This is a genomic window from Brevibacterium sp. NPDC049920, assembly GCF_040656435.1.
In the GTDB taxonomy this organism is placed as follows: domain Bacteria; phylum Actinomycetota; class Actinomycetes; order Actinomycetales; family Brevibacteriaceae; genus Brevibacterium; species Brevibacterium pityocampae.
Genome location: NZ_JBFAMF010000006.1, coordinates 73479 through 98682 on the forward strand (window position 1 = coordinate 73479; position 25204 = coordinate 98682).

The window sequence follows — 25204 nt, forward strand, 5'->3', positions numbered from 1 at the left end:
AGCGCTTCCGGGTGCGGGGCGCGGGTTCAGGACGGGAAGGTCCCGTCGACGATCTTCTTGACGATGGAGCAGTCGCGGTCGCCGGCGCCGGCGTCGGACACCTGCTGGAGCATCTCCTGCACGATGGTGCCGAGGACGAGCGGGGTGTCCGTCTCCTCGGCCGCGGCGAGGGCGAGCGTGATGTCCTTGTTCGCGAGGTCGGCGGTGAAGGTGGGGGCGAAGTCGTTGTTCGCCGGGGAGGAGTCGACGACGCCGGGGTACGGGTACCAGGTGCGCAGCGGCCAGGAGTCGCCCGAGGACACGCTGGCGATCGAGTGGAACACCCGGTGGTCGAGGCCCAGGCGGTCGGCGAGCACCGCCGCCTCCGAGGTCGACACCATGTTGATGAAGAGCATGAGGTTGTTGCAGATCTTCGCCGCCTGGCCGGTCGTCGCCTCGCCGGTGGCGATGATGTTGCCGGCCATCGGCTCGATGAACGGCCGGGCCTTCTCCACCACGTCCGGCTCGCCGCCGACCATGAAGGCGAGCGTTCCCTTCTGCGCCCCGGCGATGCCGCCGGACACGGGGGCGTCGAGGAACTCGAAGCCGGCCGCGGCCGCCTCGTCGTGCAGCGTGCGGGCCGAGGCGACATCGATCGTCGAGCAGTCGATGAGCAGGGTGCCCGGGGCCGCGTTCGCGAAGATCCCGTCGGGCCCCTGGTAGGCGGCGAGCGCGTGTTCCCCGCGCGGCAGCATGGTGAACGCGATCTCCGCACCTGCGAGCGCCTCGGCCGAGGACCCGGCGGCGATCACGCCGTCGGCCGTGGCGGCCTCGAGGGCGGGGGCGGAGAGGTCGAAGCCGCGCACGGTGTGGCCGGCCCCCACCAGGTTCGCAGTCATCGGGTGGCCCATGTTCCCCAGGCCGATCCAGGCGATCGTCGTCATCACATCCATCCTTCCGCAGCGTCGGTTCGACAGTGCACTCGCCTCCGAGCATATCCGTCCCCGGAGCACCCGGTCACTCCCCTGCGCGGACCGCCTGCGCACAGCCGCTGTGCACGCCGCACGCGAAGAGCGCACCGGCCATGTGCCCTGTGGGTGAGGCACTACCGAGGCACTACCCTGTGAGGCATGCCCGACACCCCGCCCCCGCTCTCGCAGATCATGGCCGCCGACTGGGCCGCCGCACTCGCACCCGTCGCAGGCGACATCCGCCGGATGGGCGACTTCCTGCGAGCGGAGAACGCCGCCGGCCGCCACTACCTGCCGGCCGGCGACCAGGTGTTCCGCGCCTTCGCCGAACCGCTCGCCGACGTCCGGGTGCTCATCGTCGGCCAGGATCCCTACCCCACCCCGGGGCACCCGATCGGTCTGTCCTTCGCCGTCGCGCCCGAGGTGCGGCCGCTCCCGCGGTCCCTGCAGAACATCTACACCGAGCTCGAGGCCGACCTGGGGATCCCGAAGGCGGCCTCCGGCGACCTGCGGCCCTGGGCCGAGCAGGGCGTCATGCTCCTCAACCGCTGCCTCACGGTGGCGCCCGGTGCACCCGCCTCGCACCGCGGCAAGGGCTGGGAGGTGATCACCGACCGCGCGATCGAGGCGCTCGCCGAGCGCGGCGGACCGCTCGTGGCGATCCTCTGGGGGCGCGACGCGCAGGCGCTGGGACCGCGGCTCGGCGACGTCCCGATCATCGCCTCACCGCACCCCTCGCCGCTGTCGGCGTCCCGCGGGTTCTTCGGCTCGCGCCCGTTCAGCCGCGCGAACGCGGAGCTCGAATCACGCGGCGGGCGCGGGGTCGACTGGCGGCTCTGAGCGGCGCCTGCGCCTGCCGAGCGGGCGGGCGAGGAAGTTCCCGAGCACGGCGCCGACGGCGAGCGCGGCGTTCGCGGTGACCGCGGTGAACAGCGAGGACAGGCCGGCGGACAGCGGCACCGCGTCCTGGGGCTGCACGATCTCGTAGACGGCGGAGAAGATCGACAGGCCCTGGAGGAGCGGGAAGATCGCCGGGATGAGCATGACGATCGCCGGCGCACCGCGCCACAGCGCGATCGGGCGGCACAGGAAGCCGACGACGGTCGCCGCGATGAGACTCGTAATGATGGTGCCGAGCCCGATCACGCCGAGCCCGGTCAGCACGAAGAAGCCGATGAGTCCGACGCCGGCGGCCGGCACGATGATCCGGCGGGCGGCCTGGTTGCCGATCGAACCGCAGGCCGCGACGATCGAGGCGGCGATGAGCGAGATGATCGTCGACAGCGCCTCCACTCCCCCGGACTCGACGACGATCTCGATCGGCGAGAGTCCGATGAGCATCCCGACCCGGAGCCCGAGCGCGATCCCGGAGACGATGCCGGCCATCGACATGAACACCTCGACGGTGCGGCTGGCGGCGGTGAGCGGGAACTTCGTCAGCGAGTCCTGCACCGCGGAGAACAGGCCGAGCGTGGGCAGCAGGAGCACGATCCCGCTCGCCACGAGGTACTGCGGACCAGCGATGAGGTCGAAGGTCCAGGCTGTCATCGCGACGAGGGTGGTGAACATCGATTGGACGGCGATGCTGAAGAACGGCGGCATCCCGGTCCGTCCCAGCAGGGCGCCGAACCGATCGTTGACGACGGCCATGATGAACCCGAGGAACGAGGCGATGTAGCCGCCTCCGAGCAGGAGGACGAAGCACCCGGCAAGGAGGCCCCAGGCGACGGTGACGAACGTCTCGCCGTAGGGGCGGCGCTGCCGGCGGATCGCGTCGATCCGTTCGCGGGCCTCGAGGTAGTCGATCCTCCCGTCAGCCATGTCGGACACGAGGGTGTGGACGGAGGCGAGCTTCGCGAAGTGGATGGACTCCTCACGATTGACGCGCATGACGGTCATGAAGGTGCCGTCGGGGTTCGCGTAGTGCACGGTGAGCGAGTTCGAAGTGAGGTCCACCTCGACGTCGAGCAGCCCGAGCGAGGTGCAGGTGGCGATGACGGACACCTCGACGTCGGCCGACCCGGCACCGGCGCGGAGCATGATCGCACCGATGTCGACCGCGAGGTCGAGGATCATCCGCGCCTCCTCCTCGGTCTTCACCACGGTGGCGACCGGCGCCTGGTAGGGCGTGCCCTTGAGCGCGGCGATGATCGGGATCGGTTGGGTCGACGGCGAGTTGTCGGTGACGATGCGGCCGACGGCCTTGCGGGCGATCTTCTCCGCGACGCGCTTGGAGTTCGCACCGGCGGGCCGGGTCAGCTCGATGAGCTTCTTCGCCCGCCGGCTCACCGGCCGCTCGTCGTGCGAGCGCGGGGTCTCGGACTCGGCGGGGCGGGAGCCGCGGGGCGCGGAGTCGACGGCGACCTCGACGAACTCCGGCGGCGTCTCCTCGCCGCCGGCGGCCTCGGCCCCGCGCGCCCCTGCGGGCTCTCCGGAGCCGTCGGCGTCCTCGGCCTCGCGGGCGACGGAGGCGGTGACGGAGTCCGCGGAGGACTCGACGACAGCGCCCCCGGCCCCGGTCTGCGGTTCGGCGACCGGCTCCTCGGAGGGCTGCGGGATCGGCGAGCCGGCGGTCGGCGTCGCGGTCGTCGTGCCCCCGGCCGGTGTCTGGGTGGTCGGCTCGCCGGATTCCGCGGCCTCATCGCTCGCACCGGATTCCGCGGCCTCGGCGGCGAGCTGCGCCTCGGCGGCGTCGAGGGCGGCCTCGGCGGCGGCCTCGTCGACGTCGTCCGCCGGGGTCCCGCCGGTCACCGTCGAGCCCTGCGAGGTCCTGGGCGCCCCGACCTGCGGGATGCCGCGGGCCGGAGTGTCCGCCTCCGGGTCGACCGGGGGCTCGTCAGCGGCCGGTTCGGCGGTGACGGGGATCTCCTGGGTGTCGTCGTCCTCGTTGGTCATGGCAGGTGGATGTAGGTCTTCCCGAAGGGGTCGGCGACCCGCGCCTCGCCGGTCTCCCAGTCGTGCGTATAGACCTCGCGGCCGTCGACGAACACGTGGGCGGCGCGGGACTCGAGAGCGAGCGGATCGCCGGACCACACGACGACGTCGGCGTCCTTGCCGGGCTCGAGCGAGCCCAGGCGCTCGTCGAGGCCGAGCATGCGGGCGGGATTGATGGTGAGCGCCTCGAGCGCGGTCACCGTGTCGAGCCCGGCGCGCACGCACAGTGCGGCCTCGTTGATGAGGAGGTCGATCGGCACCACCGGGTGGTCGGTGGTGAGCGCGATCCGAACGCCCGCGGCGGCGAGCACGGCAGGGGTGCTCATCGCGCGGTTGCGCAGCTCGATCTTCGACCGGGAAGTCAGCAGCGGGCCGACGATGACGTCGACACCCTTCTCCGCGAGGTAGTCGGCGATGAGGTGGCCCTCGGTGCCGTGGTTGACGACGAGCCGGTAGCCGAACTCCTCGGACAGCCGGATCGCGGTGGCGATGTCGTCGGCGCGATGGCAGTGCTGGTCGAAGGCGAGCTCGCCGCGCAGCACCTGGCACAGGGTCTCGAGCGCGAGGTCCTCGTCGTGGATGACGCCGAGCTCGCGCGCCTCCTCCTTGTGGGCGGCGTAGTTCCGGGCGGCGACGAACGCCTCGCGGATGATCCGGGACACGCCCATGCGCACCGAGGGCGTCTTCTGCTGCCGACCGTAGACGTTCTTCGGGTTCTCGCCGAGCGCGGCCTTGACCGACACCGCCTCGCTGATGAGCATCTCGTCGACGATCCGCCCCCAGGTCTTGATCGCCGCGGTCCGCCCGCCGATCGGGTTGCCGGAGCCGGGCTTGATGACGGCGGAGGTGACGCCGCCGCGCAGGGCATCGCGGAAGCCGACGTCGGCGGGGTTGATCGCGTCGAGGGCGCGCAGCGCCGCCCCGTTGGGGTTCGTCTTCTCGTTGACGTCGTTGTCCGCGTCGGACTCCCCCTCCTCGTGGAGGCCGAGGTGCCCGTGGGACTCGAGCAGGCCGGGGGTGATGAAGCCGCCGGCGGCGTCGACGGTGCGCACGCCCTCGGGGATGGTCACCCGGGCGGCGGGGCCGACGGCGGTGATCCGCCCGTCGGTCACCAGCACGGTGCCGTTCTCGATCGGCTCCGCGCGCTGCTCGCCGGCAGCGACGGGGACGACCGTCCCGCCGGTGATCGCGACGGTCGTTCCGAATCGGACCGGAACAGGCTGGTACATCGCCGTCCTCCTTGGCTAGCGTGGGCGTATGAGCAGGTACATCGTGATCGGCGCCGGCGCGATCGGCGGGACCATCGGGGCGGCGTTCGCCGACTCCGGCACGGAGGTCGTGCTCGTCGCCCGCGGGGACAACGCCCGGGCGATCGAGTCCACGGGATTGCGGCTGCGGAGCCCGGACCGGACCATCACAGCACATCCCACGGTAGTCCGGAAACCGGGTGAGGTGGTCCTCGGCACGCACGATGTGCTCATTCTCGCCACGAAGACCCACCAGGCACTCCGCGCGCTCCGGGACTGGGCCGACGAACCCGTCCACGACACCGCCGGGGCCGTCGTCGGGACCGCCGGGGAGCGCCTCCCGCTCCTCCTCTTCCTCAACGGCGTCGAGGCCGCCCGGATCGCCCCGCGCTGGTTCGCCCGCGTGTGGTCGACGACGATCTGGCTGCCGGCCCTGCACACCGAGCCCGGCGAGGTCGTCGTGCGCATGCACCCGGCGCTCGGCGGGTTCTTCACCGGCCCCGTCACCGCCGCCGCGCGGACCGACTCGGTGCTCGACGAGGTCGCCGCGGACTTCCGAGGTGCCGGCTTCGAGTTCGTGCCGGTCGAGGACATCGCCGAGCATGCCTGGGCCAAGCTCCTTTCGAACCTCGCGAACGGACTCGACGCGATCCTCGGCCCCGGCGCTGATCTCACCGAGCTCGCCCGGGAGATGCGCACCGAGGCGAAGGCGGTGTACCGGATGGCCGGGATCGAGTACCTGTCGAACGGCCCGGCGCGGTACGGGATTGCCGACCGCCTGCAGATGGGCGAGGTGCCCGGCGTCGAGGAGTTCGGATCCTCCTCCTGGCAGTCCCTGGCGCGCGGCACCGGGTCGATCGAGACCGACTACCTCACCGGGGAGATCGTGCAGCTCGCCCACGCCACGGGCGCTGCTGCTGAGCGCTGCGTGCTCGTCTCCCGCTGGTGCCGGGCGCTCGCCGCCGGCTCCGACCTCGGCGGGGAGATCCCGGCCGGGCAGGCCGAGCGGAAGGCCGCGCTCGAGGCGGCGTTCGCGCGGTTCCCGGACGCCGGGGAGCCTCCCACCCCGAGTAGGATCGCCCCATGATCGAACGCATCACCAGCTACGTCGCCATCGGCGATTCCTTCTCCGAGGGCCTCATGGACCCCTCCCCCGACGGCACCCCGGACCGGTTCCGCGGGTGGACCGACCGGCTCGCCGAACAGCTCGTCACGAGCCCCGTCGGCTCCGAGGACCTGCGGTACGCGAACCTCGCGATCCGCGGCCGGCTCGTCGACTCGATCATCGAGGAGCAGGTGCCGCGCGCGCTCGAGCTCGCGCCGGATCTCGTGTCGATCGTCGGCGGCGGCAACGACTGCATGCGGCCGGGCACCGACATCGACGCGATCGCGGCGAAGTTCGAGGAGGCGGTCGTCGCGCTGCGGGAGGCCGGCATCGCGGTGCTCATGGGCAACGGCTACGACACCCGCCGGGCGACCCCGCTCATCAAGCAGCTCCGGCCCCGGGTCGCGATCTACAACTCCCACCTGTGGTCGATCGCTCAGCGCCACGACTGCACGATGCTCGACATGTGGGGGCTGCGGGACCTCTACGGCCCGGAGATGTGGGCGCCGGACCGGATCCACCTGAGCCCCGCCGGGCACGAGCTCGTCGCCGACCAGGCGCTCGCCGCGCTCGAGCGCGCCCCGCTGCCGAGCGCCGGGGTGCACATGCCCGACCGGCCGAACCGGCCGATCCGCACCGCGGTGGCCGAGGAGGCGCACTGGGTGCGCGAGCATCTGGCGCCGTGGGTGGGTCGCCGGCTGCGGGGCGCGAGCTCCGGGGACTTCGTGCAGGCCAAGCTCCCCGAGCTCGTGCGGGTGCGGCCGGAGGAGTGACGGGTCCCGCGGGGGGATTCAGGGTTCGGGCGTGTCCGGCGGCGCATCGCGCGGCTCGATCCGCACCCGGGCGACCCGGCGGTCGTCCATGGCGACGACGGTGAGCGCGGCGTCGTCGGTGGTGACGGAGTCGCCCTCCTCCGGGATCCGGCCGAGGAGTGCCATGACGAGCCCGCCGACGGTCTCGTAGCCGCCTTCGTCGGGCAGCTCGACGCCGGTCTGCTGGCTCGCCTCCTGGAGGATGAGCCCGCCGTCGACCTCGCTCACCTCGCCGTCGCGGTGGACCGCGTCGTCGACGGTGAGTGCGGCATCGTACTCGTCGTAGATCTCGCCGACGAGCTCCTCGAGCAGGTCCTCCATCGTGACGATCCCGTCCGTGCCGCCGTACTCGTCGACGACGAGGGCGATCTGGTCGCCGCCGGCGCGCATCCGGCTCAGTGCGCTGAGCACCTCGACGGTGCCGGGCAGCGCGGGCATCTCGCGCACGATCTGCGCGGCGGTGATGGCCTCCGGGTCGTCGACGTGGAGCAGGTCGCGGACGTGGAAGAAGCCGAGCACATCGTCGTAGTCCTCCCCGGTCACCGGGTAGCGGCTGTACTGGAGGTGCCGGACCTGGGCCCGCACCTCGGCGATGGTCGCAGCACCCTCGACGAACTCGACGTCGGGGCGGGGCTTCATCACCTCGACGACGGTGCGCTCGGCGGCCTCGAACACGTCGTGGAGCACCTTGCGGTCGAGCGCATCGAGCTCCTCCGAGCTCGACACCATGGCGCGGATCTCCTCGGTCGACACCGCCTCGCGGTTGACGTGCGGGTCGCCGCCGAGGAGCCGGATCACCGCGTTCGTCGACACCGACAGGAGCCAGATCACCGGGCGCATGAGCCGGCCGAAGACGACGAGCGGGGGGCCGACGAAGCGGGTCATCGCCATCGCGTTCTGCATCGCCAGGCGCTTGGGGACGAGCTCGCCGAGCACGAGCGAGAGGTAGGCGATGATCAGCGTCATGACGACGAGCGCGACGGTGGCCGCGGCGGCGTCGGGGATGCCGATCCCGGCGAGCAGCGGGGCGAGGTCCGGGGCGATGGTCGAGGCGCCGTAGGCGGAGGAGAAGAAGCCGGCGACGGTGACGCCGATCTGCACGGCGGACAGGAACTGGTTGGGGTTGCGCACCATCTCCGCGGTGCGCCGGCCGCGCGGTCCGGATTCCGCGAGCCGGGTGATCTGGGATTCGCGGAGGTTGACGATGGCCATCTCGGTGCCGGCGAAGAGTCCGCCGATGAGCACGAAGAGGAGGACGAGCCCGAGGTTGACCAGTGTTGTCGGATCCATGGCTCCAGCCTAGAGGCGGCGGCGCCGGGCCGGGCGCCGCTCAGTCGCCGAGCGCCGCCTGGAGCGGGCCGGAGACGAAGTACACGACGAACAGGGCGGCGGTGACGTACATCAGGGCGTGCACCTCGCGCCCCTTGCCGCGGAACAGCTTGATGACGACGTAGGTGATGAAGCCGGCGCCGATCCCGTTGGTGATCGAGTAGGAGAACGGCATGAGGACGATGGTCATGAACGCCGGGATCGCGATCTCGACGTCGGCCCAGTCGACGCGCACGATCTGCTGCATCATGAGGAAGCCGACGAGCACGAGGGTGGCGGCGGCCGCCTCGGTCGGGATGACGGCGGCGAGCGGGGCGAGCACGATCGTGGCGAGGAACATGATCCCGGTGACGACGTTCGCCAGGCCGGTGCGCGCGCCGTCGCCCACGCCGACGGTCGACTCGACGAAGCCGGAGTTCACCGAGGTGGAGCCCATGCCGCCGCCGATCGCGCCGAGCGCGTCGGCGACCATGATGCGCTTCGACTGCGGGATCTCGCCGTGCCGGTCCTTGATGTCGCCCTCGTTGGCGATGCCGACCATGGTGCCGAGCAGGTCGAAGAAGTTCGCGAGGAGGAGGGTGAACACGGCGAGCGCGGCGGCGACGACGCCGACGTGCTGCCAGGAGCCGAGCAGGTTGAAGCTGCCGAGGAGGGACAGGTCGGGCAGCGTGAACCACTGCTGGTCGAGGGTGGGGACGGTGAGGCCCCAGCCCTGCGGGTTGGCGACCTCGCCGTCGGCACCGGTCTTGGGGCCGATCCGGAACACCGCCTCGAGGACGAGGGCGAGGACCGTGGCGCCGACGATCGAGTAGAGGATCGCGCCGCGGACCCGGGCGGCCCACATGACGAAGAGGGCGAGCAGGGAGATGAGGAACACGAGCATCGGCCAGCCGGTGAGGAAGCCGCCGGTGCCGAGCTCGAGGCCGGCGCCCGAGCCGCGGGAGATGAAGCCGGCGTTGATCATGCCGATGAGAGCGATGAAGAGGCCGATGCCGACGCTGATCGCGGTCTTGAGCTGGCCGGGCACGGCGTTGAAGATCGCGGAGCGGAAGCCGGTGAGGACGAGGATGAGGAGGATGATGCCCTCGATGACGACGAGGCCCATGGCGTCGGCCCAGGTCATGCCCGGCAGCACGACGATGCCGTAGGTGATGAACGCCGACAGGCCGAGGGAGGAGGACACCGCCATCGGGAAGTTGCCGACGACGCCCATGAGGATGGTGAGGAGACCGGAGACCAAGGAGGTGGCGGCTGCGACGGCGGGCAGGTTGGGTTCGGTGCCGCCGCCGAGGAACAGGCCGGTGCTGTCGGCGGCCGCACCGATGATGAGCGGGTTGAGCACGACGATGTAGGACATCGCGAAGAACGTCGCGAGCCCGCCGCGGATCTCCCGGCCGACCGTCGAGCCGCGTGCGCTGATGTGGAAGAAGCGGTCGAGCGCGCCCGTGGGTGCGCCGCTGGGCTCGGTGGTGCGTGCCGGGGTGTGACTCACGGGTGCCGCCTCGTGGATAGTTCGGATGATTCGGTGGTGCGTGTGCTCGGTGGTGCGGGCGTGCAGTGGTGCGGGCGTGCGGTGGTGCTGGGCCGGTCGGGTGAGCGAGCCGGTGACGCGGGGATCGGGCAGGAGCACCGATCACGCGTTCAAGAATAGGCGAGGACCGATGCGGCTCGAACAGCTCTGCACCGGATGTTCCAACCCGATGACGAAATCCGCTCCGGCGCGCGGGCGGGCGGGCCTCTTCGTTAGGGTGGAGGAAATCGACACCGAACCCAAGGGGCACCCACTATGGACGCCGTCATCGGCATCGGCATCGCCGTCGTCGTCATCATCGTCATCCTCATCGTGCTCGCCGCGCTGCTGTTCGGCGGCCTGCGCTCGAGCATCTTCTTCACCGTGCGCACGCAGGAGAACGTCATCGTCGAGCGCTTCGGCAAGTTCAAGAAGGTCGCTCGGCCAGGCCTCAACACCAAGGTCCCGTTCATCGAGACCACCACGCGGCCGATCTCCCTGCGCGTCCAGCAGCTCGAGGTCAACATCGAGACGAAGACCAAGGACAACGTCTTCGTCACCATCCCAGTCGCCGTGCAGTACGTGGTGAGCGAGCAGAGCGTCGTCGACGCCTACTACCGGCTGGCGAACCCGGAGGAGCAGATCCGCTCCTACGTGTTCGACACCGTGCGCTCCTCGCTGTCGACGCTGACGCTCGACTCCGCGTTCGAGTCGAAGGACGACATCGCCTCGAGCGTCGAGCAGCGGCTGTCGGAGTCGATGGCCCGCTACGGCTTCCGGATCATCAACACCCTCGTCACCGACATCTCGCCCGACCAGCGGGTGCGCGATTCGATGAACTCGATCAACGCGGCGCAGCGTGACCGGGTGGCCGCCCAGGCGCTCGCCGAGGCGGACAAGATCAAGCGCGTCACCCAGGCCGAGGCGGAGGCCGAGTCCAAGCGCCTCCAGGGTGAGGGTGTGGCCGCGCAGCGGAAGGCGATCGCGATCGGCATCGCCGAGCAGTACGAGATGCTCAAGCAGGCCGGCATCGAGCGGACCGCCGAGCAGCTGCTCCTCATGACCCAGTACTTCGACACCATGCAGGACGTGGCCCGCAACGGCCGCTCGAACGTCCTGTTCCTCCCGTCGAACCCGGGCACGATCGGGGACATGACGACCGAGATCCGCAATTCGCTGCTCGCCGCGGCGGAGGTCGACCACGCCCGGGAGGGCGCCGAGGAGGACGAGCAGGATCAGGAGCGTCAGGCGGCCGCGAAGCAGCGCATGCTCGAGGAGCAGCAGCGCCGTCAGCGCGAGCTCCAGCAGGCGCGCGAGGCGCAGCAGCGCGCGCAGAGCCAGCAGGGTCAGCAGGGCCTCGGCCGCTTCGGCGGCCAGCAGGGCGGACCGGCGATCCCGCCCCGCCCGCCGTGGCAGAACCCGAACCAGTGATCGGATGAGGTTCGCGGGGTTGCGGTCGGTGAGCTGATGCCGACGCACTGATACCGACACGATGAACCCCATGGAGTGACCCGCTGGAGCAGAGGCCGTCCACCACCCGGTGGGCGGCCTCTGCAGAGTCCGGTGGTTCGGTGGGAGGCAGGCACCACGGCCGATCGGCGGTGGCTGCGGCACACGGACGACTTCGATTCTGCTGATCAGCCCTCTCCGCTGATTCGCGCAAGCCTGCAGTCGTGGTTCACCACCGCACCGGCGGGGTCGGTCAGGCACGATCATCGGACACGCCGAGATCGAAGTCGGGGTCGAGGCCGGGCCCGGGCCCGGGGTCGAGGTCGGGGTCGTTCAGCCGACGAGCACGGGGAACCGGTAGGCGTCGATGGGCGGGAGCTGCCCTGTGGTGCGAGCAGTCGCGGAGTGCGCGGTGAGGTGCGCCCGCACGGTCTTCTCAACTCCGCTCCCCCGTATGTGTCCGGTCGAACTCGTGCCTGAGCGGATATCCGAACCCTGACCCGAGCGCGAATCCGAACCCGTGCCCGTGGATCGCGGACGGATCAGCCGCACGACACGGTTGGTCGGCATCTGATCATTCGAGATGCGGTCATCCGCCCCTACACTCTGGGGCTCCGTCGACTCCACCGGCGCATCCCGAGGTGGAGGTTCGCCGCCCGCGAACTTCATATCAGCGCTCTGTGACGGAGGTTCCCCTCGGCAGGGAGGCGCGGTCCTGGGCTGCCGGTGCGCTCCCCCGATCAACGGTGGAGTGGGCGCCTCATACCTGGCTCCGGTCGGGGTGGTTACGGTGAGCCGATCGGGGTCAGCTTCGTGCCTCCACCCCGGGTTCTCCTTCGCGTAATTGCACGCCGCGCACAACCCCGAAGCATTCCTGAAATCTGTTGCACCACCGTCGCGATGTGGCCTGGCGTGGTCGATGTGGCGGATCGGAGCATCGCAGAACGGAGTCCGGCACGTGTCATCCCGCACCACGATCATCCGCCGCAGCACACCGGAGAACTCCCGCCTCCGGGAATCCATCCCCACCAGACCACCCGACCCCGGAGCCGTATACAACCTGCGGAGGAACACCGAACCATCCGGATCAGCAAGCATCCGCCGAGCAGCACCGGCAGGCACCGGACCATGACCGGTCACCCACCCCGGAACATCACCATCAGCCAGCAGAGTGGAATCCGTCATCACCAGATGCACCTCGACCGGCACCGCATCCGCGGTCTCCTGCCCGGTGACCCGCTCGACGAGCAGATCCGCAGCGACCTGCCCTGCAGTCCGTTCCCCCGCCTCCCCCGTACCCACCAGGGTGGCGGCAGTCTTCTGGAGGTTCGCGTACACAGCGACGGCCTGGCGCAGCGGGAGAAGAGCGGTCAGATACGCCATCCCGCCCGGTGCCGGCCGGACGCTCACTCGACGCTCCTTCTCACACCGCGCCAGATGCTCGACCGCGGCCTCCTGATCGAGACGCTGAGCACGCGCCCGGGCTTCAGCGGCGAGCCGCCGCACCCCGAGGTGCGCCATCCTCCCGGCCATGAACCCATCGACCATCCGGCGCTTGTCCGCCGGCAGCCAGGAAGTCTCCCGGTGCAGGGTGTGGGCCTTCTCCTCCGACACCGCACCGGACTCCAGCCCCGCCAGCGCGCACGGCATGTCGTCGATGAGTGTGCGAGCCAGGGCGAGGAGCCGGGAACCGCGCGCCGGGGACTCCCGCCGCGCCAACCCGACCTCCGCACCCAAGCCCCGGCACCGCTTCTCCGCCGGCACCCCGCGTTCGGCCTCCGCGTCATAGCGCAACGAGTGCAGGGTGGCCGCGGCGTGGGCCTGCGCGGCCGCGGCTGCGGCCTTGAGCTCCTCGAGAGCACGGACCCGCTCGATCGCATCCGCCTCGGACTCCACAGCCACCATGCTCGTGAGCGCGCCGCGCAGAGCGGTGATGTCACCGGTGCGGAAACGGGGCTCCTCGTTCATGCCACCCACGCTATCGGCACCCACAGACACGGGCCCTGTACGCATGAAAGCCCAGGTCACCGGGGTGCCAGCGCGGGAGGCGCACCTTGGCACTCGGCAATGGTGGTGGGTGGGGACCTCAGCAACCGGGTGCTGTGGCGACACACACCCAGGACCATGGTGCCGGAACAGACGCACGTCTGAGCGGCAGCACGAGAAGAAGCGGGAACCTCGCCGGACGGGCGCAGGAGCAGACGGCCACCTCGGCGAAGGGGTGCTGGAACGGGCGGGCACCTCGCCTGCGGGAACCGCCGGAACGGGAGTGGCACCTCGGCGGCAGGTGCGGGACACCACTGGCCCCGCACCAGAGCGGCTCGGCACCTATTCGTCCTGAGGCGCACATCGCTCTGAAGGCTCCCGGCACCCATCGACTTTGCGAAGAATCGCGGAATCACTCTCAGAAGCCTTCAAAAATTGAGGGGTGAATGGCGGAGGGCCCCGACACCGTGGTGGTGTCGGGGCCCTCCGGGTGGATCAGGCCGTCGGATCAGGTGAACCGATCAGATCGGATCAGGCCTGGCCCTTCTTGGTGCGACGGGTGGTCACGTAGACCGCGGCTGCGCCGACCACGAGCAGGCCTGCGCCCACGCCGAGTCCGGTGAGCTCGGTACCGGTGCGCGGCAGGTTGCCGTCACCGTTCTCGTCCTCGTCCTCGCCCGGTGCGGCGCCCTCGTCGGCCACGACCTCGAACGAACCGGTGAGCGGCTCGTCGGCGTCGCCCGCGGCGTAGGCACCGGCCGCCGGAGCGGCCTCGGAGCCGGCGTTCGCGGCGTCGTCGTCAGAGGCGGCGGCCACGCGGACCTCGTAGGTGCCGAGGTAGACGTCGGCGTTGGCGGCGTTGGTGCCGTAGACACCGAAGGTCACGACGCCGTTCTCGTCAGCGGTGCCCTCGAGCGTGAAGTCGTTCACCGAGTCGTTCTGCGGGAACACCTCGAGCTCGACGACCTGGCCCGGAGCGTAGCCGGTGCCGGTGATGTTCACGCCCTCGTCCTCGTTCACGAAGTCCGAGACGGACACGCGGCGCGGGTCGATGGTGAGCTCGCGCTCGGCCGGGGCCTCCTCGGTCGGCTCATCGGTCGGAGCCGGCGTGGTGGGGTCCTCGGTCGGGGTGGCCGAGGGGTCCTCGGTCGGCTCGTCCGAAGGATCGTCGGTCGGAGTCGGAGCCGGGTCATCGGTCGGATCCGGTTCCGGGGTGGGCGGGGTCGGCTCGTCATCGGAGGCCTCGACCACGGTGATGGCGAAGGAGGCCTCATCGGAGACGTTGTACTCGCCCTGGCGTGCCACAGCGGTGTACTCCTGCTCGCCGAGCTCCTGCGGGGCCTCGAAGCTCCAGTTGCCGCTGTCATCCGCGGTGACGGTGATCGGCTCTCCGCCGCCCACTGGGGTGACGGTGACCTCCGCGCCGGCCGGGGCGGTGCCGGGCACGCGTGCGCCCTGCTCGACCTCGGTGGTGGTCACCTTCGGGGCCTCGACGAACAGCGCGACGGTGTAGCCGTCGGTGTGGGGCAGGGCGTGGACGAGCGAGGTGCCCCAGAGGAACGACTCGTTGCCGCCCTCGGCGGGGGTGCCACCGCTGACGACGCCGATCGCGGTGCTGCCCTGGAAGATCGCCCCGCCGGAGTCGCCGGGTGCGCCTTCGAGTCCGTTCGCCGCGAATCCGCGGACCCAGCGGTAGTCGGTCCCGGACACGCCGACCCGGCTCCAGCCGTCGACGATGTCGAGATCGTCGTCGTGGGTGAGACCGGTGGTCCGGCCGCTCTTGGAAACCGGCGCACCAGCCTTCGGGGCGCCGACGGCGGTGATGGTCGTCTCGATGCCGGCGGCGAGGTCGTCGTCCCCGGCGGTGGACCAGTCGGTCACCTGCGGGAGGAGCTCGAGATCCGGGTTGTCGACGTCGACGACGGCGATGTCGGTAGAGTTGGGGTCTTTGTCCGCGCCCGCCGAGTGGCCCGGACCGCCGAACTGCGAGAAGGAGAAGGCGCCCATCGGTGCCGAATCCAGGGGCCCGGTCTGCGACTCCTCACCGGCATGAGCGGTGTCCAAGGAAGGAAGGGTGCGGATGGCGGTGGTCATCGAGTCGTCACCGGTGCAGTGGCCGGCGGTGATGACGGCCGGGTCGCCGTTCGGGTCCCAGGCGGTGAAGCCCACCGAGCACAGGCCGGCGTCCTCCACACCCTGGCCGGTCACCGCGTACCCGGCGCCGCCGACGAGCTGATTCTTGGCGTAGGCCTGGAGCGGCTTGGCGATCTCGATGACCTCGACGTTGGAGTACTCGCCCTTGAAGGCCTCGATCTTCTCGATGCCCTCGTCGTCGAGCTCCGATTCCGGAAGAGTGACGACGACGACGTTGCCCTCGCCATCGGTGCCGTAGGCCTGGATGCCTTCGACGCCGTCGAACTCCTGCACCTGCTTGCTCATGGCCTTGACGGACGTGGACGCTTCCTTGGTCGGCTCGGTGGCCGATGCCGGAACCGTGACGAGCACGCCGGTCATTCCCAGCGACGCCGCTGCGGCAAGAGCTGCCGGGCGCGAAAGGAGTCTCTTCCTCATGTGTGCATTCCCTACTTCGATACGAACTGGTCTGAGTGGTCGGGGATCGGAGTGCTGCTGCACAGACCGGACCCTCTGGGGAGGTCAACCTCGGTCGACTTTACCGATCCGTGACCATATGACCAATGACGGCGTGAACGTAACGAACTAGTCACAGGAAGACGACGGTCGCGCAACAACCGCGATCCGCTCAGGCGAGCGGATCGGGGCTCCCGACCCGCGTCGCGGAGTCGTGGAAGGCGATGACCTCGCCTTCGGTCGCACTGCCTCCGTGCCCGATCACCTCGAGCAGCCGGCACACCGCGAACTGCGCGGTGCGCTCCCGGTACGCCGCGAGCCACGTGGGATCGTCCTCGCCGCCCTCCCAGAACCGACCTCGGCCCGAAACCGGGAGCGCGTGCCAACCGGCCCGCCAGGGCTTCGGGGTGAGCCGGGCGCGATAGCTCGCGTGACCGCGGGCGAGCGCGCTGTACCGCGGATCGGCCCCGAGCTCGGTGAGCAGCCCCTGGGCAGCCTCCGTGTCCGCGGTCTCCCGAACTCCGGTGAGGATGACCCGCAGCCCGGCCCGCGTGCGGTAGATCCGCACCCCGTACTCCGGGCGACGGGCGGCGAATCCGCGGATGTACTCCACTGCCGCGCCCTCGGTGATCTCGGGCCGTGCCGGTTCCGGCTCGGCGAAGAGTCTGCCGAGCAGACCACGGCGGGGACCTCCGGCGCCCACTCCGGCCGAGGTCCCGGTCGGCGCCTGCCGCGCCGTCTCCTCGGGGACCTCCTCCCAGCCGGGCACGTCGATGTCGGCGATGAAGAGCCGGTCGGTGTTGAGCACCTCGGCACCGTAGCGGTTGCGGGTGATGACCGCCTCCACGCCGGTGCGTGCCTCCGACACGAGGGCGAGGACCGGCTCCCGGAGCGGGACGCGGGGGTAGTACTCCCCGTGCTCGGGCATCCGGCCGGCGGATTCGGCCGCCGCGACGGCGCGGCGCAGGCGGCCCTCGGCGACGGTGCGCGCCTCGGCCTCGGAGGTCGACGACCACCCCCAGGCCTCGAGTGCGCGGGGCCGGTCGAGCGCGACGGCGCCGGTGGCCTTGAACCAGAATCGAGGGAACTCCATGTGCCCAGTATTCCCGGAGTCGCTGCATCGTCGCGGGTCGACCCGGCATCCCGGCCCAGGCGGTGCGTCCCCCGCTCTCCCACGCCGCGCCCAGGGACTTCCCTGTCGGCCCGGAGTCGCGGTCAGTAGACTCGGGGCATGAGACGCCGATCGCACCATCCCCTCGCAGTCCTGGCCCTGGCATCCACGCTGCTCCTCACCGGGTGCGGCGGCACCGTGTCATCGACGAACGGAGACGACGTGGAATCCGTAGTGGGACGCTGGTCCTCCGACGAGAAGGGTGAGCCGCACCTGAACTTCACCGAGGACGGCAAGGTCGGGGGCAGCGACGGCTGCAACGGCATCGGGACGACGTACGAGCAGGACGGCTCCACCGTCACCCTCACCCGCTTCGCCACCACTCTCAAGGCCTGTATGGGCGTCGACACCTGGCTACGCGAGGCGCGGCACCTCGAGATCGACGGCGAGACCATGACGGTGATGAACGGCGACCACGAGGAGATCGGCACCCTCACCCGCGACTGAGGCGCCGAGCCTCCATCACTCTCACGAGGCACCACACGCACGAGGCCCCGGGATCATCATGATCCCGAGGCCTCGCCCGTTCGCACACGCGCTGTTCGCACACGCGAACCGGTCAGCGGATCACTCCGCCCACTTCGAGGCCTTGATGACCTCGACGAAGTCCGTGCGCTCGAAGCCGGGGAGGAAGTGCTGGAGCACATCGGCCTTGACGTTGCCGAAGGTCGTCTCCGGCCGGTCCTTGAGACCCTCGGTGAAGGCCGCCAGGATCCGGTTCTTGAAGTCGGGGCGCGGGTGGGCCTCGACGACGGCGGCGCGCTGCTCGTCCGTCACCGCGTCGTAGTCGATGCCGAGCACGTCGAGCTCGACGCCGCGGGTGACGAGCGCGACCTCCGGGGCCATGTGGAGCGGGATCTCCGGGGTGGTGTGCAGGGCGATCGCGCTCCATACGCGGTCCGCGAGCTCCTCGGCGATGCCGTGTGCGGTGAGGAACCGGCGCGCCTCGTTCGCCGCGTCGATCTCGAAGCGCTGGTCGGTGGTCCGGTACTTCTCGGTCAGCCCGAGGTCATGGAACATCGCGCCGACGTAGAGGAGCTCGGGGTCGTAGTCGAGCCCGTCGCGCTGTCCGCGCAACGAGCCGAAGAGGAACACGCGGCGCGAGTGGTCGTACACGAGGTCGTTCTCGACGTCGCGGACGAGCGCGGTGGCCTCCTGGGCCAGGGTGCTGTCGGGGATCCGGATTCCGGCGATGGTCTCGGTCATGTCTGCTCTTCCTCTCGTCGTGGCGGTCCAGGAGCCTCCCCGGGCCGCGCTGCTGGAGTCGTGCTGACTCCAGTCTGGTCGGAGGCATTAGGGTGGAGCCATGTCTTTCCGGACTGAAACCCCACTGATTCGGACATGCTCGTGAGTGCGCACCCCACCACTGCGGACTCCCCTGCGCCCCCGAACCCCGCACCCTCACCCGTGCGGGTCGGCATCGTCGTGTTCGACGGGGTCACCATGCTCGATGCCAGCGGTCCCGCCGAGGCGCTCCACCTGGCCGGCCGCTCCGGCGGCTCCTACGCCGTCGACTTCCTCTCCCCGCACGGCGGCACCGTCGCCACCTCCTCCGGGATGGCGATAGCCGACACCATCCCTGCCCGGGCCGCGGGGGCGGTCGACACGCTCGTCGTCGCCGGTGCCGAGCACCTCGCCGGCCCGGCCGTCGACCCGGATCTCCTCACCGCGGTCGAGGCGCTCGCCGGCCCCGCGCGCCGCGTCGCCTCGGTGTGCACCGGGGCGTTCGTGCTCGCCGAGCTCGGTCTGCTCGATGGGCGGCGCGCGACGACGCACTGGCGCCACGCCTCGGCTCTGGCCCGCCGCTACCCGGCGATCGACGTCGACCCGGACGTCATCCAGCTGCGCGACGGCCGGTTCCTCACCTCCGCCGGGATCACCGCCGGCATCGACCTCAGCCTCGCTCTCATCGAGGACGACCTGGGCGCCGAGGCCGCGCGCAGCACTGCGCGCGAGCTCGTGGTGTTCCTCCAGCGGCCCGGCGGGCAGTCGCAGTTCGCCGCCGCACCGATGCCGGCATCACCCGACCCGGTGCTCCGACCCGTCATCGAGGCGGTGCGCGCGGATCCGGCCGGCGACCACACCGCACCGGCCCTGGCGGCGCGCGCCGCGGTGGGCCCTCGGCACCTGAGCCGACTGTTCGACCGGGAGATCGGGATGCCCCCGTCGCGGTGGGTGGAGAGCGTGCGGCTCGAACAGGCGCAGCGCCTGCTGCTGGAGGGAGCGAGCGTGACGCGGGCGGCGCAGCGCAGCGGATTCGGCAGCGACGAGACGCTGCGGCGGGTGTTCGCCCGGCACCTGCGGACCACGCCCTCGGAGTACCGGGACCGGTTCAGGACGACCGAACGGGACACCACCGGCCACGGCGGCACTACCGACCGCGTCGACAGCACCACGGCGGTGGCGCCGGGGAAGAAGTGAGCCCCCTGTCAGACTCGAACTGACGACCTTCGCTTTACAAGAGCGGTGCTCTACCAACTGAGCTAAGGAGGCGGGCCGTCCGCGGTCCGGGCGCGCGAGCGCACCGGCCGGACGACGGTTGCAGTGTATTCCATGAGGATCGGACCGGACAAAATGTCCGGACCCGATGCCCGGGTCGCTCAGCCGATCTCGCCGGCGGCGGTGAGGAGCTCGGTGGCGAAGCCCTGCGGGTCCTGCCAGGAGTCGGTGTCCTCGCCGTTGACGAGGACGCGCGGGGTGCCCTGCAGACCGTTGCTCAGCGCGTCCTGCGTGGTGTTCTCGACGAACTTGTCGAAGCTCACGTTCTCCACGCACTGCTGGACGGTCGCGCCGTCCTCGAGGGTGGTCGCCGCCGCAAGATCCACGCCGGCCTCCTCGGCGAACCCGAGGAGCTGCTCGTCGGTCATCCCGGTCTGACCCTCGCCGGGCTGGTTCTCGAAGAGGATCTTCGTGAGGTCCATGTAGGTGCCGGCCTGGCCGCTGTCGGCCACGCAGGCCATGAGGTTCGCCGCGCGGGTCGAGTACTCGTTGCCCTGCGACTGAGCGTCGAGGATCGCGACCGGCTGGTACTCGACGGCGATGGTGCCCTCCTCGACGAGCTTGTCGAGGGTCTGTCCGTTCGCCTGCTCGAAGCCGGCGCAGCCCGGGCACTGGAAGTCCATGAAGACGGTGACCACGGGTGCGGTGTCGGGCAGGCCGGACTCGGTGAACGCGGGCGCGTCGGCCGGGGCGTCATCGCCGGAGGCGCCCTTGGCGCCGTAGGCCTGCACCGACTCGCCGTCGCTCGCCAGGGTGATCGAGCCGGCGGAGTAGTTCTTGGGGCCGGGCGTCGGCTGCGCGGCCTGGTAGATGAGGAACGCGATGACCGCGATCACCGCGACCACGACCACACCGACACCGGTGTAGAGGACGGTCCGCGCGGTCTTCTCCCGCTTGGCCTGCGCCTCTGCGATCTGACGCGCCTTTTCGCGCGCGGCCTGCCGCCGGTCGGCTGCGGACGAGGAGTTCTTCGCCATGTTTCCTCACGTGGGTCTCGCTGATGGTGGATTCGATCCGCGCCCGAGGCGCCCTGCCATGATACGACGCCGGTCACCACGGCCCATTCATGAAGCACGCAGGTTGACCGGCGGGCCGCCCGGGTCGACGGGGAGCCCGGGTCACCGGGAGAGCCCGGGTCGCCGGGCAAGCGCCTACGGGAACTGCGGTTCGGGGATGAGCCCGAAGGGGTTGGCCGGGGACGGCCACCACGTGACCGCGGCACCGGTGAGCACGGTGATGACGGCGAGCACTGCGAGGACGGCGAAGATCGCGACCGCGACCCACTCCCCAGTCGAGGTGCGGGTCACCGGGCTGAGCACGACCCGCGAGCCGTGCCGGAGGTTCGAGGAGCCCGGGCCGAGCCACAGCACCACCGCGCTGGTGAGTGCGGCCGCCCAGAGCGCGGCGGACTCGGAGAACCCGCGCGGCACGATGCCGAGCACGTCGAGGCGCATGAGCACTGCGATCGCCCCGGCGGCGATGAGCGGCAGGATCATGCAGAAGAGCGAGGTGAAGACCGCGCCGAGGAGCGCACCGGGCATCGACCCGACCGAGGACCACAGGCTCACCGAGCCGGGCCCGCGCTCGAACTGCCGCCAGTTGCGGGTCCGGGCCATCGACCCGGCGGTGCGTGCGATGACCTGCCACAGGTACATCGCGATCATCATGATGAACGGTCCCAGCGGGGTGAGCGCGATCGCCAGCAGGTTGAGGGCGAGCACGGCCCAGGCCCCGCCGAGGCGCGGCGGCAGGGGCGGGCCGGGCGGCATGAGCCGGCCCTGCATGCCCGGATGCGGCCCGGGCGCCTGCATCTGCCCGCCGGGCGCAGGGCCCTGCTGATGCTGCTGGGGGCGGCCGTCGATGCCGAGCGGGCCGTAAGGACGCGGCCCGCCGGGCTGCACCTGCTGCGGGGGCATCCCCGACTGCGGGTGCCCGGGCTGCATGGGCCGACCGTCGCGGTGCTGCGCGGCGTACGGATGGAGGGCGGAGTGCCCGGGGTGCGCGGGGTTCGACTGCCGGGGCACCCCGTGGGCGGCGGGCTGGTGTCCGGGGAAGCCTCGTCCGGGGGCGTCTCCGGGTGCGCCCGGGTAGCCCGTGGGACCGGGCACCGCGGGCATGACCGAGGTGCCGCCGGGACCGGTCGCGGCATGGGAGCCGCCCGCGGCGGCCGCCCCGGCCGCAGCACCCGCGGCGGCGGCACCGGCTCCGCCGGTCGACGGCCCCTGGCGCACCGGACCGCCGAGGGTCGGCATGCGTCCGGACTCGATGTCGACGAGCGCGTCGAGGATCATCGTGCCCGAGGGCCGACGCTCGGGCTTGGGGTCGAGGCAGGCGCGCAGCAGCGGGACGAACAGCGCCGGGGCGCCCTCGAGGTTCGCCCGGCCCATCGCCACCCGGCCGAGCACCGCCTCGAGCGGGCCGGAGCCGTAGGGGTTGCGGCCGGTCGCGGCGAACGCCATCGACGCCGCCCAGCCCCACCAGTCGGTCTTCTCGCTCGAGGCCTTGCCGTCGGCGATCTCCGGGCTCAGGTAGCCCGGGGTGCCCATGACGAGGCCGGTCGCGGTGACCTTGACCTCGTCGGCGGCCTGCGCGATGCCGAAGTCGATGACCATCGGCTCGCCGTCCATGATCATGATGTTCGCCGGCTTGAGGTCGCGGTGGATGACCCCGGCCTCGTGCACGGCGTTGAGGGCGTCGAGGAGCGCATGGCCGAAGTGCACGAGCTCGTCCTCGGCGAAGGGCCCGTTCTCCTTGACGTCCTCCGACAGCGTCATCCCGTCGACGAACTCGGTGACGATGAAGGGCTGCTCGGACTCGAGCTCGGCGTCGAGCACCTCGGCGATCCGCGGGTGCTTGATCCGGCGCAGCGTGCGCACCTCGCGCGCCAGGCGCTTGCGGGAGGTCTCGTCGTTGGCGATGTGGGAGTGGAGGACCTTGACGGCGACGGGGTTGTTCTCCCCGTCCACCGCGAGATGCACGACGCCCATGCCGCCGGAGCCCAGCTGCTCGAGCAGGCGGTAGCCGCCCAGTTCTTCCATAGCCACCTCATCCACATTACGCGAGAGAGTAGAATCGCACGTGACCGAGGTTCGACCCGAGGAGCACTGTGACACGCACATCCGCAGATCACGACACCCGTACCTCTCCCCTCCCTCCCCCGCCCGACGGCGCGGACTTCGTCGTCGTCGCCAACCGCCTGCCCGTCGACCGCGACGATTCGGGCCCGGAACCGGTCTGGACCACCTCACCTGGAGGTCTGGTCACCGCGCTCGCCCCGGTCATGCAGGCCAACGACGGCGCCTGGATCGGCTGGGCCGGGATCCCGGACGAGGACATCGAGCCCTTCGACATCGACGGCATGCACCTCGTCCCGCTGACCCTGAGCTCTGATGAAGTCGTCAGCTACTACGAAGGCTTCTCCAACGCCACGCTGTGGCCGCTCTACCACGACGTCATCGTCGCCCCGGAGTTCCACCGCACCTGGTGGGAGAGCTACCTGCGCGTCAACACCCGGTTCGCCGAGGCCGCCGCGAAGACCGCCGCGGCCGGCGCCACCGTATGGGTCCACGACTACCAGCTGCAGCTCGTCCCGGCGCTCGTGCGCGCGCTGCGCCCCGACGTGTCGATCGGCTTCTTCAACCACATCCCGTTCCCGCCCGCCGAGCTCTTCGCCCAGCTGCCGTGGCGCTCACAGATCCTCAACGGTCTGCTCGGCGCGGACCTCATCGGCTTCCAGCGCCCGGCGGACGCCGCGAACTTCCGCCGCGCCGCCCGCGTCCACGCCGGCTTCGCCACGAAGTCGAGCCAGATCCGCGTCCCGGAGAACCCGGAGTCCGGCACGGGCGCCCACATCGCCGAGGCACGCGCCTTCCCGATCTCCGTCGACACCCCGACCCTCGACGCGGCCGCCCGGGACCCGGAGACCATCGCACGGGCGCAGGAGATCCGCTCCGACCTCGGCGACCCGGAGACGCTCATCCTCGGGGTCGACCGCCTCGACTACACCAAGGGCATCAGCCACCGCCTCAAGGCCTACGGGGAGCTGCTCGCCGACGGCTCGATCGACCCCGAGCAGGTCACGCTCGTGCAGATCGCCACCCCGAGCCGCGAGCGGATCGAGCAGTACCAGCAGATCCGCACCGACGTCGAGCTCGCCGCGGGCCGGATCAACGGCGAGCACTCCGACCTCGGCACCACCGCGATCCACTACTTCCACCACTCCTTCCCGCGCGAGGAGATGACGGCGCTCTACCTCGCCGCCGACATCCTCCTCGTCACCGCGCTGCGCGACGGCATGAACCTCGTCGCCAAGGAGTACGTGGCGTGCCGCACCGGTGAGGACGGCGTGCTCGTGCTCTCCGAGTTCGCCGGCGCCGCCGACCACATGAACCAGGCGGTGCTCGTCAACCCGCATGACATCGACGGTCTCAAGGCGAACATCCTGCGCGCCATCGAGATGGAGCCCGCCGAGCGCCGCCGCCGGATGCGCGCCCTGCGCCGGCGCCTCATCCGCGACGACGTGCAGTCCTGGTCGCGCTCCTTCCTCGACACCCTCGAGGCGCTCGACGACGACAAGGACCTGCGCCGCTGGGAGGCCGCCGAGGCGAAGGAGCCGCCCGAGCCCACCGAACCCACCGAGAGCCCCGAGCCGGGAGACACGCCCGCCGCGCCGCGGGAGCCCGCGCCGTGACCGCGCTCAGCCCACCCCTGCAGGCACCCGAGGCGATCGACATCACCGCTCTCACCACGGCCGCGCGGCTGCTCGTCGCCCTCGATTTCGACGGGGTCATCGCCCCGCTCCAGGACGACCCCTCGACCTCGACGCCGGTCGCGGAGTCCGCCACCGCGGTCGAGGCGCTCGCCGCGCTCCCCGGCACCGCGGTCGGCTACATCTCCGGACGCGACGTCGCCGCGCTCAAGGACCTGAGCCGGGCTCCGGCGCGCGCGCTGTTCGTCGGCTCCCACGGCGTGGAGCAGGACTTCACCGGACTCACGGCCGGCACCCCGGCCGGCGTCCCGGCAGGCGGCCCGGCAGGCGGCCAAGCGGGCACCTCGGCGGATGCTGTCGATCCCGACGATCCCTTCCGCTACTCCGCGGCCCCGGACGACGGCGAGCGCGCGCTGCTCGCGCGCCTCGACGCGGAGTTCGAGCGGATCGCCGCCGCCACCCCGGCCGCCGGGCACGGCGAGCTGCGGATCGAGCGCAAGCCGCTCGGCGCCACCTTCCACACCCGCGGCTGCTCGCCGGAGCGCGCGGAGTTCTTCACCGCAGAGCTGCGCCGATTCGCCTCCGCACACCCCGAGCTGCGGTCGCTGACCGGCCACGACATGGTCGAGTTCGGGGTCCGGATGCATACGAAGGGCGACGGCCTCGACACGATGATCGAGCGTGCGCAGGCCACGGCCGCCCTCTACATCGGGGACGACACCACCGACGAGGACGCCTTCGCCCACCTCGCCGACCGGCAGGACTCCGGGTTCCCGGGACTGAGCATCCGGGTGGGCACCGCGGACACCCGGGCGCAGGCCCGGCTCGGGTCGACCGACGACGTCGCGGCCTTCCTCACCCGGCTGGCCCGCGAGCGGGCAGCCCACGTGGGCGGCTGAGCCCGCCGGCCACGAT

At 71.1% G+C, this 25204-nt stretch carries 19 protein-coding genes and 1 tRNA gene; 8 read left to right on the top strand and 12 right to left on the bottom strand.

The window, feature by feature from the left end; genetic code table 11:
- Positions 1-26: 26 nt before the first annotated feature.
- A complete protein-coding gene (gene mmsB / locus AB0I45_RS07510) occupies positions 27-923 on the bottom strand; it encodes a 3-hydroxyisobutyrate dehydrogenase (RefSeq protein WP_360317611.1) in 897 nt (298 codons plus the stop codon).
- Positions 924-1109: 186 nt separating this feature from the next.
- On the opposite strand from mmsB, the gene AB0I45_RS07515 reads away from it, so the two are divergent.
- Complete coding sequence (locus AB0I45_RS07515) at positions 1110-1790, top strand: uracil-DNA glycosylase (protein WP_360317614.1); 681 nt, start codon at positions 1110-1112, stop codon at positions 1788-1790.
- Here AB0I45_RS07515 and AB0I45_RS07520 read toward each other — a convergent pair.
- Both AB0I45_RS07520 and AB0I45_RS07525 read right to left on the bottom strand, forming a co-directional pair.
- A complete protein-coding gene (locus AB0I45_RS07520; protein WP_360317617.1) occupies positions 1755-3845 on the bottom strand; it encodes a threonine/serine exporter family protein in 2091 nt (696 codons plus the stop codon). The two genes, AB0I45_RS07515 and AB0I45_RS07520, sit on opposite strands and share 36 nt — an antisense overlap.
- Positions 3842-5113: an amidohydrolase gene (locus AB0I45_RS07525; RefSeq protein WP_137318900.1), complete on the bottom strand. Its 1272-nt coding sequence runs from the start codon at positions 5111-5113 to the stop codon at positions 3842-3844. The genes AB0I45_RS07520 and AB0I45_RS07525 overlap by 4 nt, the downstream gene beginning before the upstream one ends.
- A gap of 28 nt (positions 5114-5141) precedes the next feature.
- Here AB0I45_RS07525 and AB0I45_RS07530 point away from each other — a divergent pair, with 28 nt between their 5' ends.
- Entirely contained in the window at positions 5142-6218 is a 1077-nt protein-coding gene (locus tag AB0I45_RS07530; protein ID WP_360317621.1) for a 2-dehydropantoate 2-reductase N-terminal domain-containing protein, read from the top strand.
- Positions 6215-7009 carry an SGNH/GDSL hydrolase family protein gene (locus tag AB0I45_RS07535; protein ID WP_137318898.1) on the top strand — a complete coding sequence of 265 codons (795 nt, stop codon included), beginning with the start codon at positions 6215-6217 and terminating at the stop codon, positions 7007-7009. The genes AB0I45_RS07530 and AB0I45_RS07535 overlap by 4 nt, the downstream gene beginning before the upstream one ends.
- Before the next feature lie 18 nt (positions 7010-7027).
- Here AB0I45_RS07535 and AB0I45_RS07540 read toward each other — a convergent pair whose 3' ends face one another.
- Together AB0I45_RS07540 and AB0I45_RS07545 are read right to left on the bottom strand one after the other, a co-directional pair.
- A complete protein-coding gene (locus AB0I45_RS07540) occupies positions 7028-8338 on the bottom strand; it encodes a hemolysin family protein (protein ID WP_137318897.1) in 1311 nt (436 codons plus the stop codon).
- 40 nt (positions 8339-8378) lie between these two features.
- Positions 8379-9869 carry an NCS2 family permease gene (locus tag AB0I45_RS07545; RefSeq protein ID WP_247423346.1) on the bottom strand — a complete coding sequence of 497 codons (1491 nt, stop codon included), beginning with the start codon at positions 9867-9869 and terminating at the stop codon, positions 8379-8381.
- Between the two features lie 294 nt (positions 9870-10163).
- On the opposite strand from AB0I45_RS07545, the gene AB0I45_RS07550 reads away from it, so the two are divergent.
- The gene (locus AB0I45_RS07550) at positions 10164-11318 is read left to right on the top strand and encodes an SPFH domain-containing protein (protein ID WP_360317626.1); all 1155 of its coding nucleotides are present in this window, start codon (positions 10164-10166) and stop codon (positions 11316-11318) included.
- Positions 11319-11669: 351 nt separating this feature from the next.
- Here AB0I45_RS07550 and AB0I45_RS07555 read toward each other — a convergent pair whose 3' ends face one another.
- From AB0I45_RS07555 to AB0I45_RS07565, 3 genes are all read right to left on the bottom strand, one after another.
- Positions 11670-13304 carry a DUF222 domain-containing protein gene (locus AB0I45_RS07555; protein ID WP_360317629.1) on the bottom strand — a complete coding sequence of 545 codons (1635 nt, stop codon included), beginning with the start codon at positions 13302-13304 and terminating at the stop codon, positions 11670-11672.
- Positions 13305-13853: 549 nt separating this feature from the next.
- Positions 13854-15827: a trypsin-like serine protease gene (locus AB0I45_RS07560; protein ID WP_295690142.1), complete on the bottom strand. Its 1974-nt coding sequence runs from the start codon at positions 15825-15827 to the stop codon at positions 13854-13856.
- A 256-nt stretch (positions 15828-16083) separates the two neighbouring features.
- Positions 16084-17004, bottom strand: coding sequence for a hypothetical protein (locus AB0I45_RS07565; protein ID WP_295690143.1), 921 nt, complete (start codon positions 17002-17004; stop codon positions 16084-16086).
- A 138-nt stretch (positions 17005-17142) separates the two neighbouring features.
- Between AB0I45_RS07565 and AB0I45_RS07570 the strand changes: the two genes are divergently transcribed.
- Positions 17143-17529 (top strand): META domain-containing protein, encoded by a 387-nt coding sequence (locus AB0I45_RS07570; protein WP_137318892.1) that lies wholly within the window; start codon positions 17143-17145, stop codon positions 17527-17529.
- Positions 17530-17649: 120 nt separating this feature from the next.
- On the opposite strand, the gene AB0I45_RS07575 is transcribed toward AB0I45_RS07570, so the two are convergent.
- Complete coding sequence (locus AB0I45_RS07575; RefSeq protein ID WP_137318891.1) at positions 17650-18288, bottom strand: HD domain-containing protein; 639 nt, start codon at positions 18286-18288, stop codon at positions 17650-17652.
- 141 nt (positions 18289-18429) lie between these two features.
- Between AB0I45_RS07575 and AB0I45_RS07580 the strand changes: the two genes are divergently transcribed.
- Complete coding sequence (locus tag AB0I45_RS07580; RefSeq protein WP_360317634.1) at positions 18430-19503, top strand: helix-turn-helix domain-containing protein; 1074 nt, start codon at positions 18430-18432, stop codon at positions 19501-19503.
- Here the strand turns inward: AB0I45_RS07580 and AB0I45_RS07585 are convergent.
- From AB0I45_RS07585 to AB0I45_RS07595, 3 genes are all read right to left on the bottom strand, one after another.
- A tRNA-Thr gene (locus AB0I45_RS07585) sits at positions 19503-19575 on the bottom strand. The two genes, AB0I45_RS07580 and AB0I45_RS07585, sit on opposite strands and share 1 nt — an antisense overlap.
- A 107-nt stretch (positions 19576-19682) precedes the next feature.
- Positions 19683-20558, bottom strand: coding sequence for a thioredoxin domain-containing protein (locus tag AB0I45_RS07590; protein ID WP_137318889.1), 876 nt, complete (start codon positions 20556-20558; stop codon positions 19683-19685).
- Positions 20559-20732: 174 nt separating this feature from the next.
- On the bottom strand, positions 20733-22619 hold the full coding sequence (locus tag AB0I45_RS07595; protein WP_345029648.1) for a protein kinase: 1887 nt from the start codon (positions 22617-22619) through the stop codon (positions 20733-20735).
- Between the two features lie 158 nt (positions 22620-22777).
- Between AB0I45_RS07595 and AB0I45_RS07600 the strand changes: the two genes are divergently transcribed.
- Together AB0I45_RS07600 and AB0I45_RS07605 are read left to right on the top strand one after the other, a co-directional pair.
- On the top strand, positions 22778-24271 hold the full coding sequence (locus AB0I45_RS07600; protein WP_345029808.1) for a trehalose-6-phosphate synthase: 1494 nt from the start codon (positions 22778-22780) through the stop codon (positions 24269-24271).
- Complete coding sequence (locus tag AB0I45_RS07605) at positions 24268-25188, top strand: trehalose-phosphatase (protein ID WP_345029646.1); 921 nt, start codon at positions 24268-24270, stop codon at positions 25186-25188. Before AB0I45_RS07600 ends, AB0I45_RS07605 begins: the two co-directional genes overlap by 4 nt.
- Positions 25189-25204 lie beyond the last annotated feature (16 nt).

Bases quoted from the DNA above. Each gene is read 5' to 3' on its own strand.
- AB0I45_RS07515 (WP_360317614.1), top strand. From the start codon at position 1,110: ATGCCCGACACCCCGCCCCCGCTCTCGCAGATCATGGCCGCCGACTGG.
- mmsB (WP_360317611.1), bottom strand. From the start codon at position 923: ATGACGACGATCGCCTGGATCGGCCTGGGGAACATGGGCCACCCGATG.
- AB0I45_RS07530 (WP_360317621.1), top strand. From the start codon at position 5,142: ATGAGCAGGTACATCGTGATCGGCGCCGGCGCGATCGGCGGGACCATC.
- AB0I45_RS07575 (WP_137318891.1), bottom strand. From the start codon at position 18,288: ATGACCGAGACCATCGCCGGAATCCGGATCCCCGACAGCACCCTGGCC.
- AB0I45_RS07595 (WP_345029648.1), bottom strand. From the start codon at position 22,619: ATGGAAGAACTGGGCGGCTACCGCCTGCTCGAGCAGCTGGGCTCCGGC.
- AB0I45_RS07570 (WP_137318892.1), top strand. From the start codon at position 17,143: ATGAGACGCCGATCGCACCATCCCCTCGCAGTCCTGGCCCTGGCATCC.
- AB0I45_RS07540 (WP_137318897.1), bottom strand. From the start codon at position 8,338: ATGGATCCGACAACACTGGTCAACCTCGGGCTCGTCCTCCTCTTCGTG.
- AB0I45_RS07535 (WP_137318898.1), top strand. From the start codon at position 6,215: ATGATCGAACGCATCACCAGCTACGTCGCCATCGGCGATTCCTTCTCC.
- AB0I45_RS07550 (WP_360317626.1), top strand. From the start codon at position 10,164: ATGGACGCCGTCATCGGCATCGGCATCGCCGTCGTCGTCATCATCGTC.
- AB0I45_RS07525 (WP_137318900.1), bottom strand. From the start codon at position 5,113: ATGTACCAGCCTGTTCCGGTCCGATTCGGAACGACCGTCGCGATCACC.
- AB0I45_RS07590 (WP_137318889.1), bottom strand. From the start codon at position 20,558: ATGGCGAAGAACTCCTCGTCCGCAGCCGACCGGCGGCAGGCCGCGCGC.
- AB0I45_RS07520 (WP_360317617.1), bottom strand. From the start codon at position 3,845: ATGACCAACGAGGACGACGACACCCAGGAGATCCCCGTCACCGCCGAA.
- AB0I45_RS07555 (WP_360317629.1), bottom strand. From the start codon at position 13,304: ATGAACGAGGAGCCCCGTTTCCGCACCGGTGACATCACCGCTCTGCGC.
- AB0I45_RS07565 (WP_295690143.1), bottom strand. From the start codon at position 17,004: ATGGAGTTCCCTCGATTCTGGTTCAAGGCCACCGGCGCCGTCGCGCTC.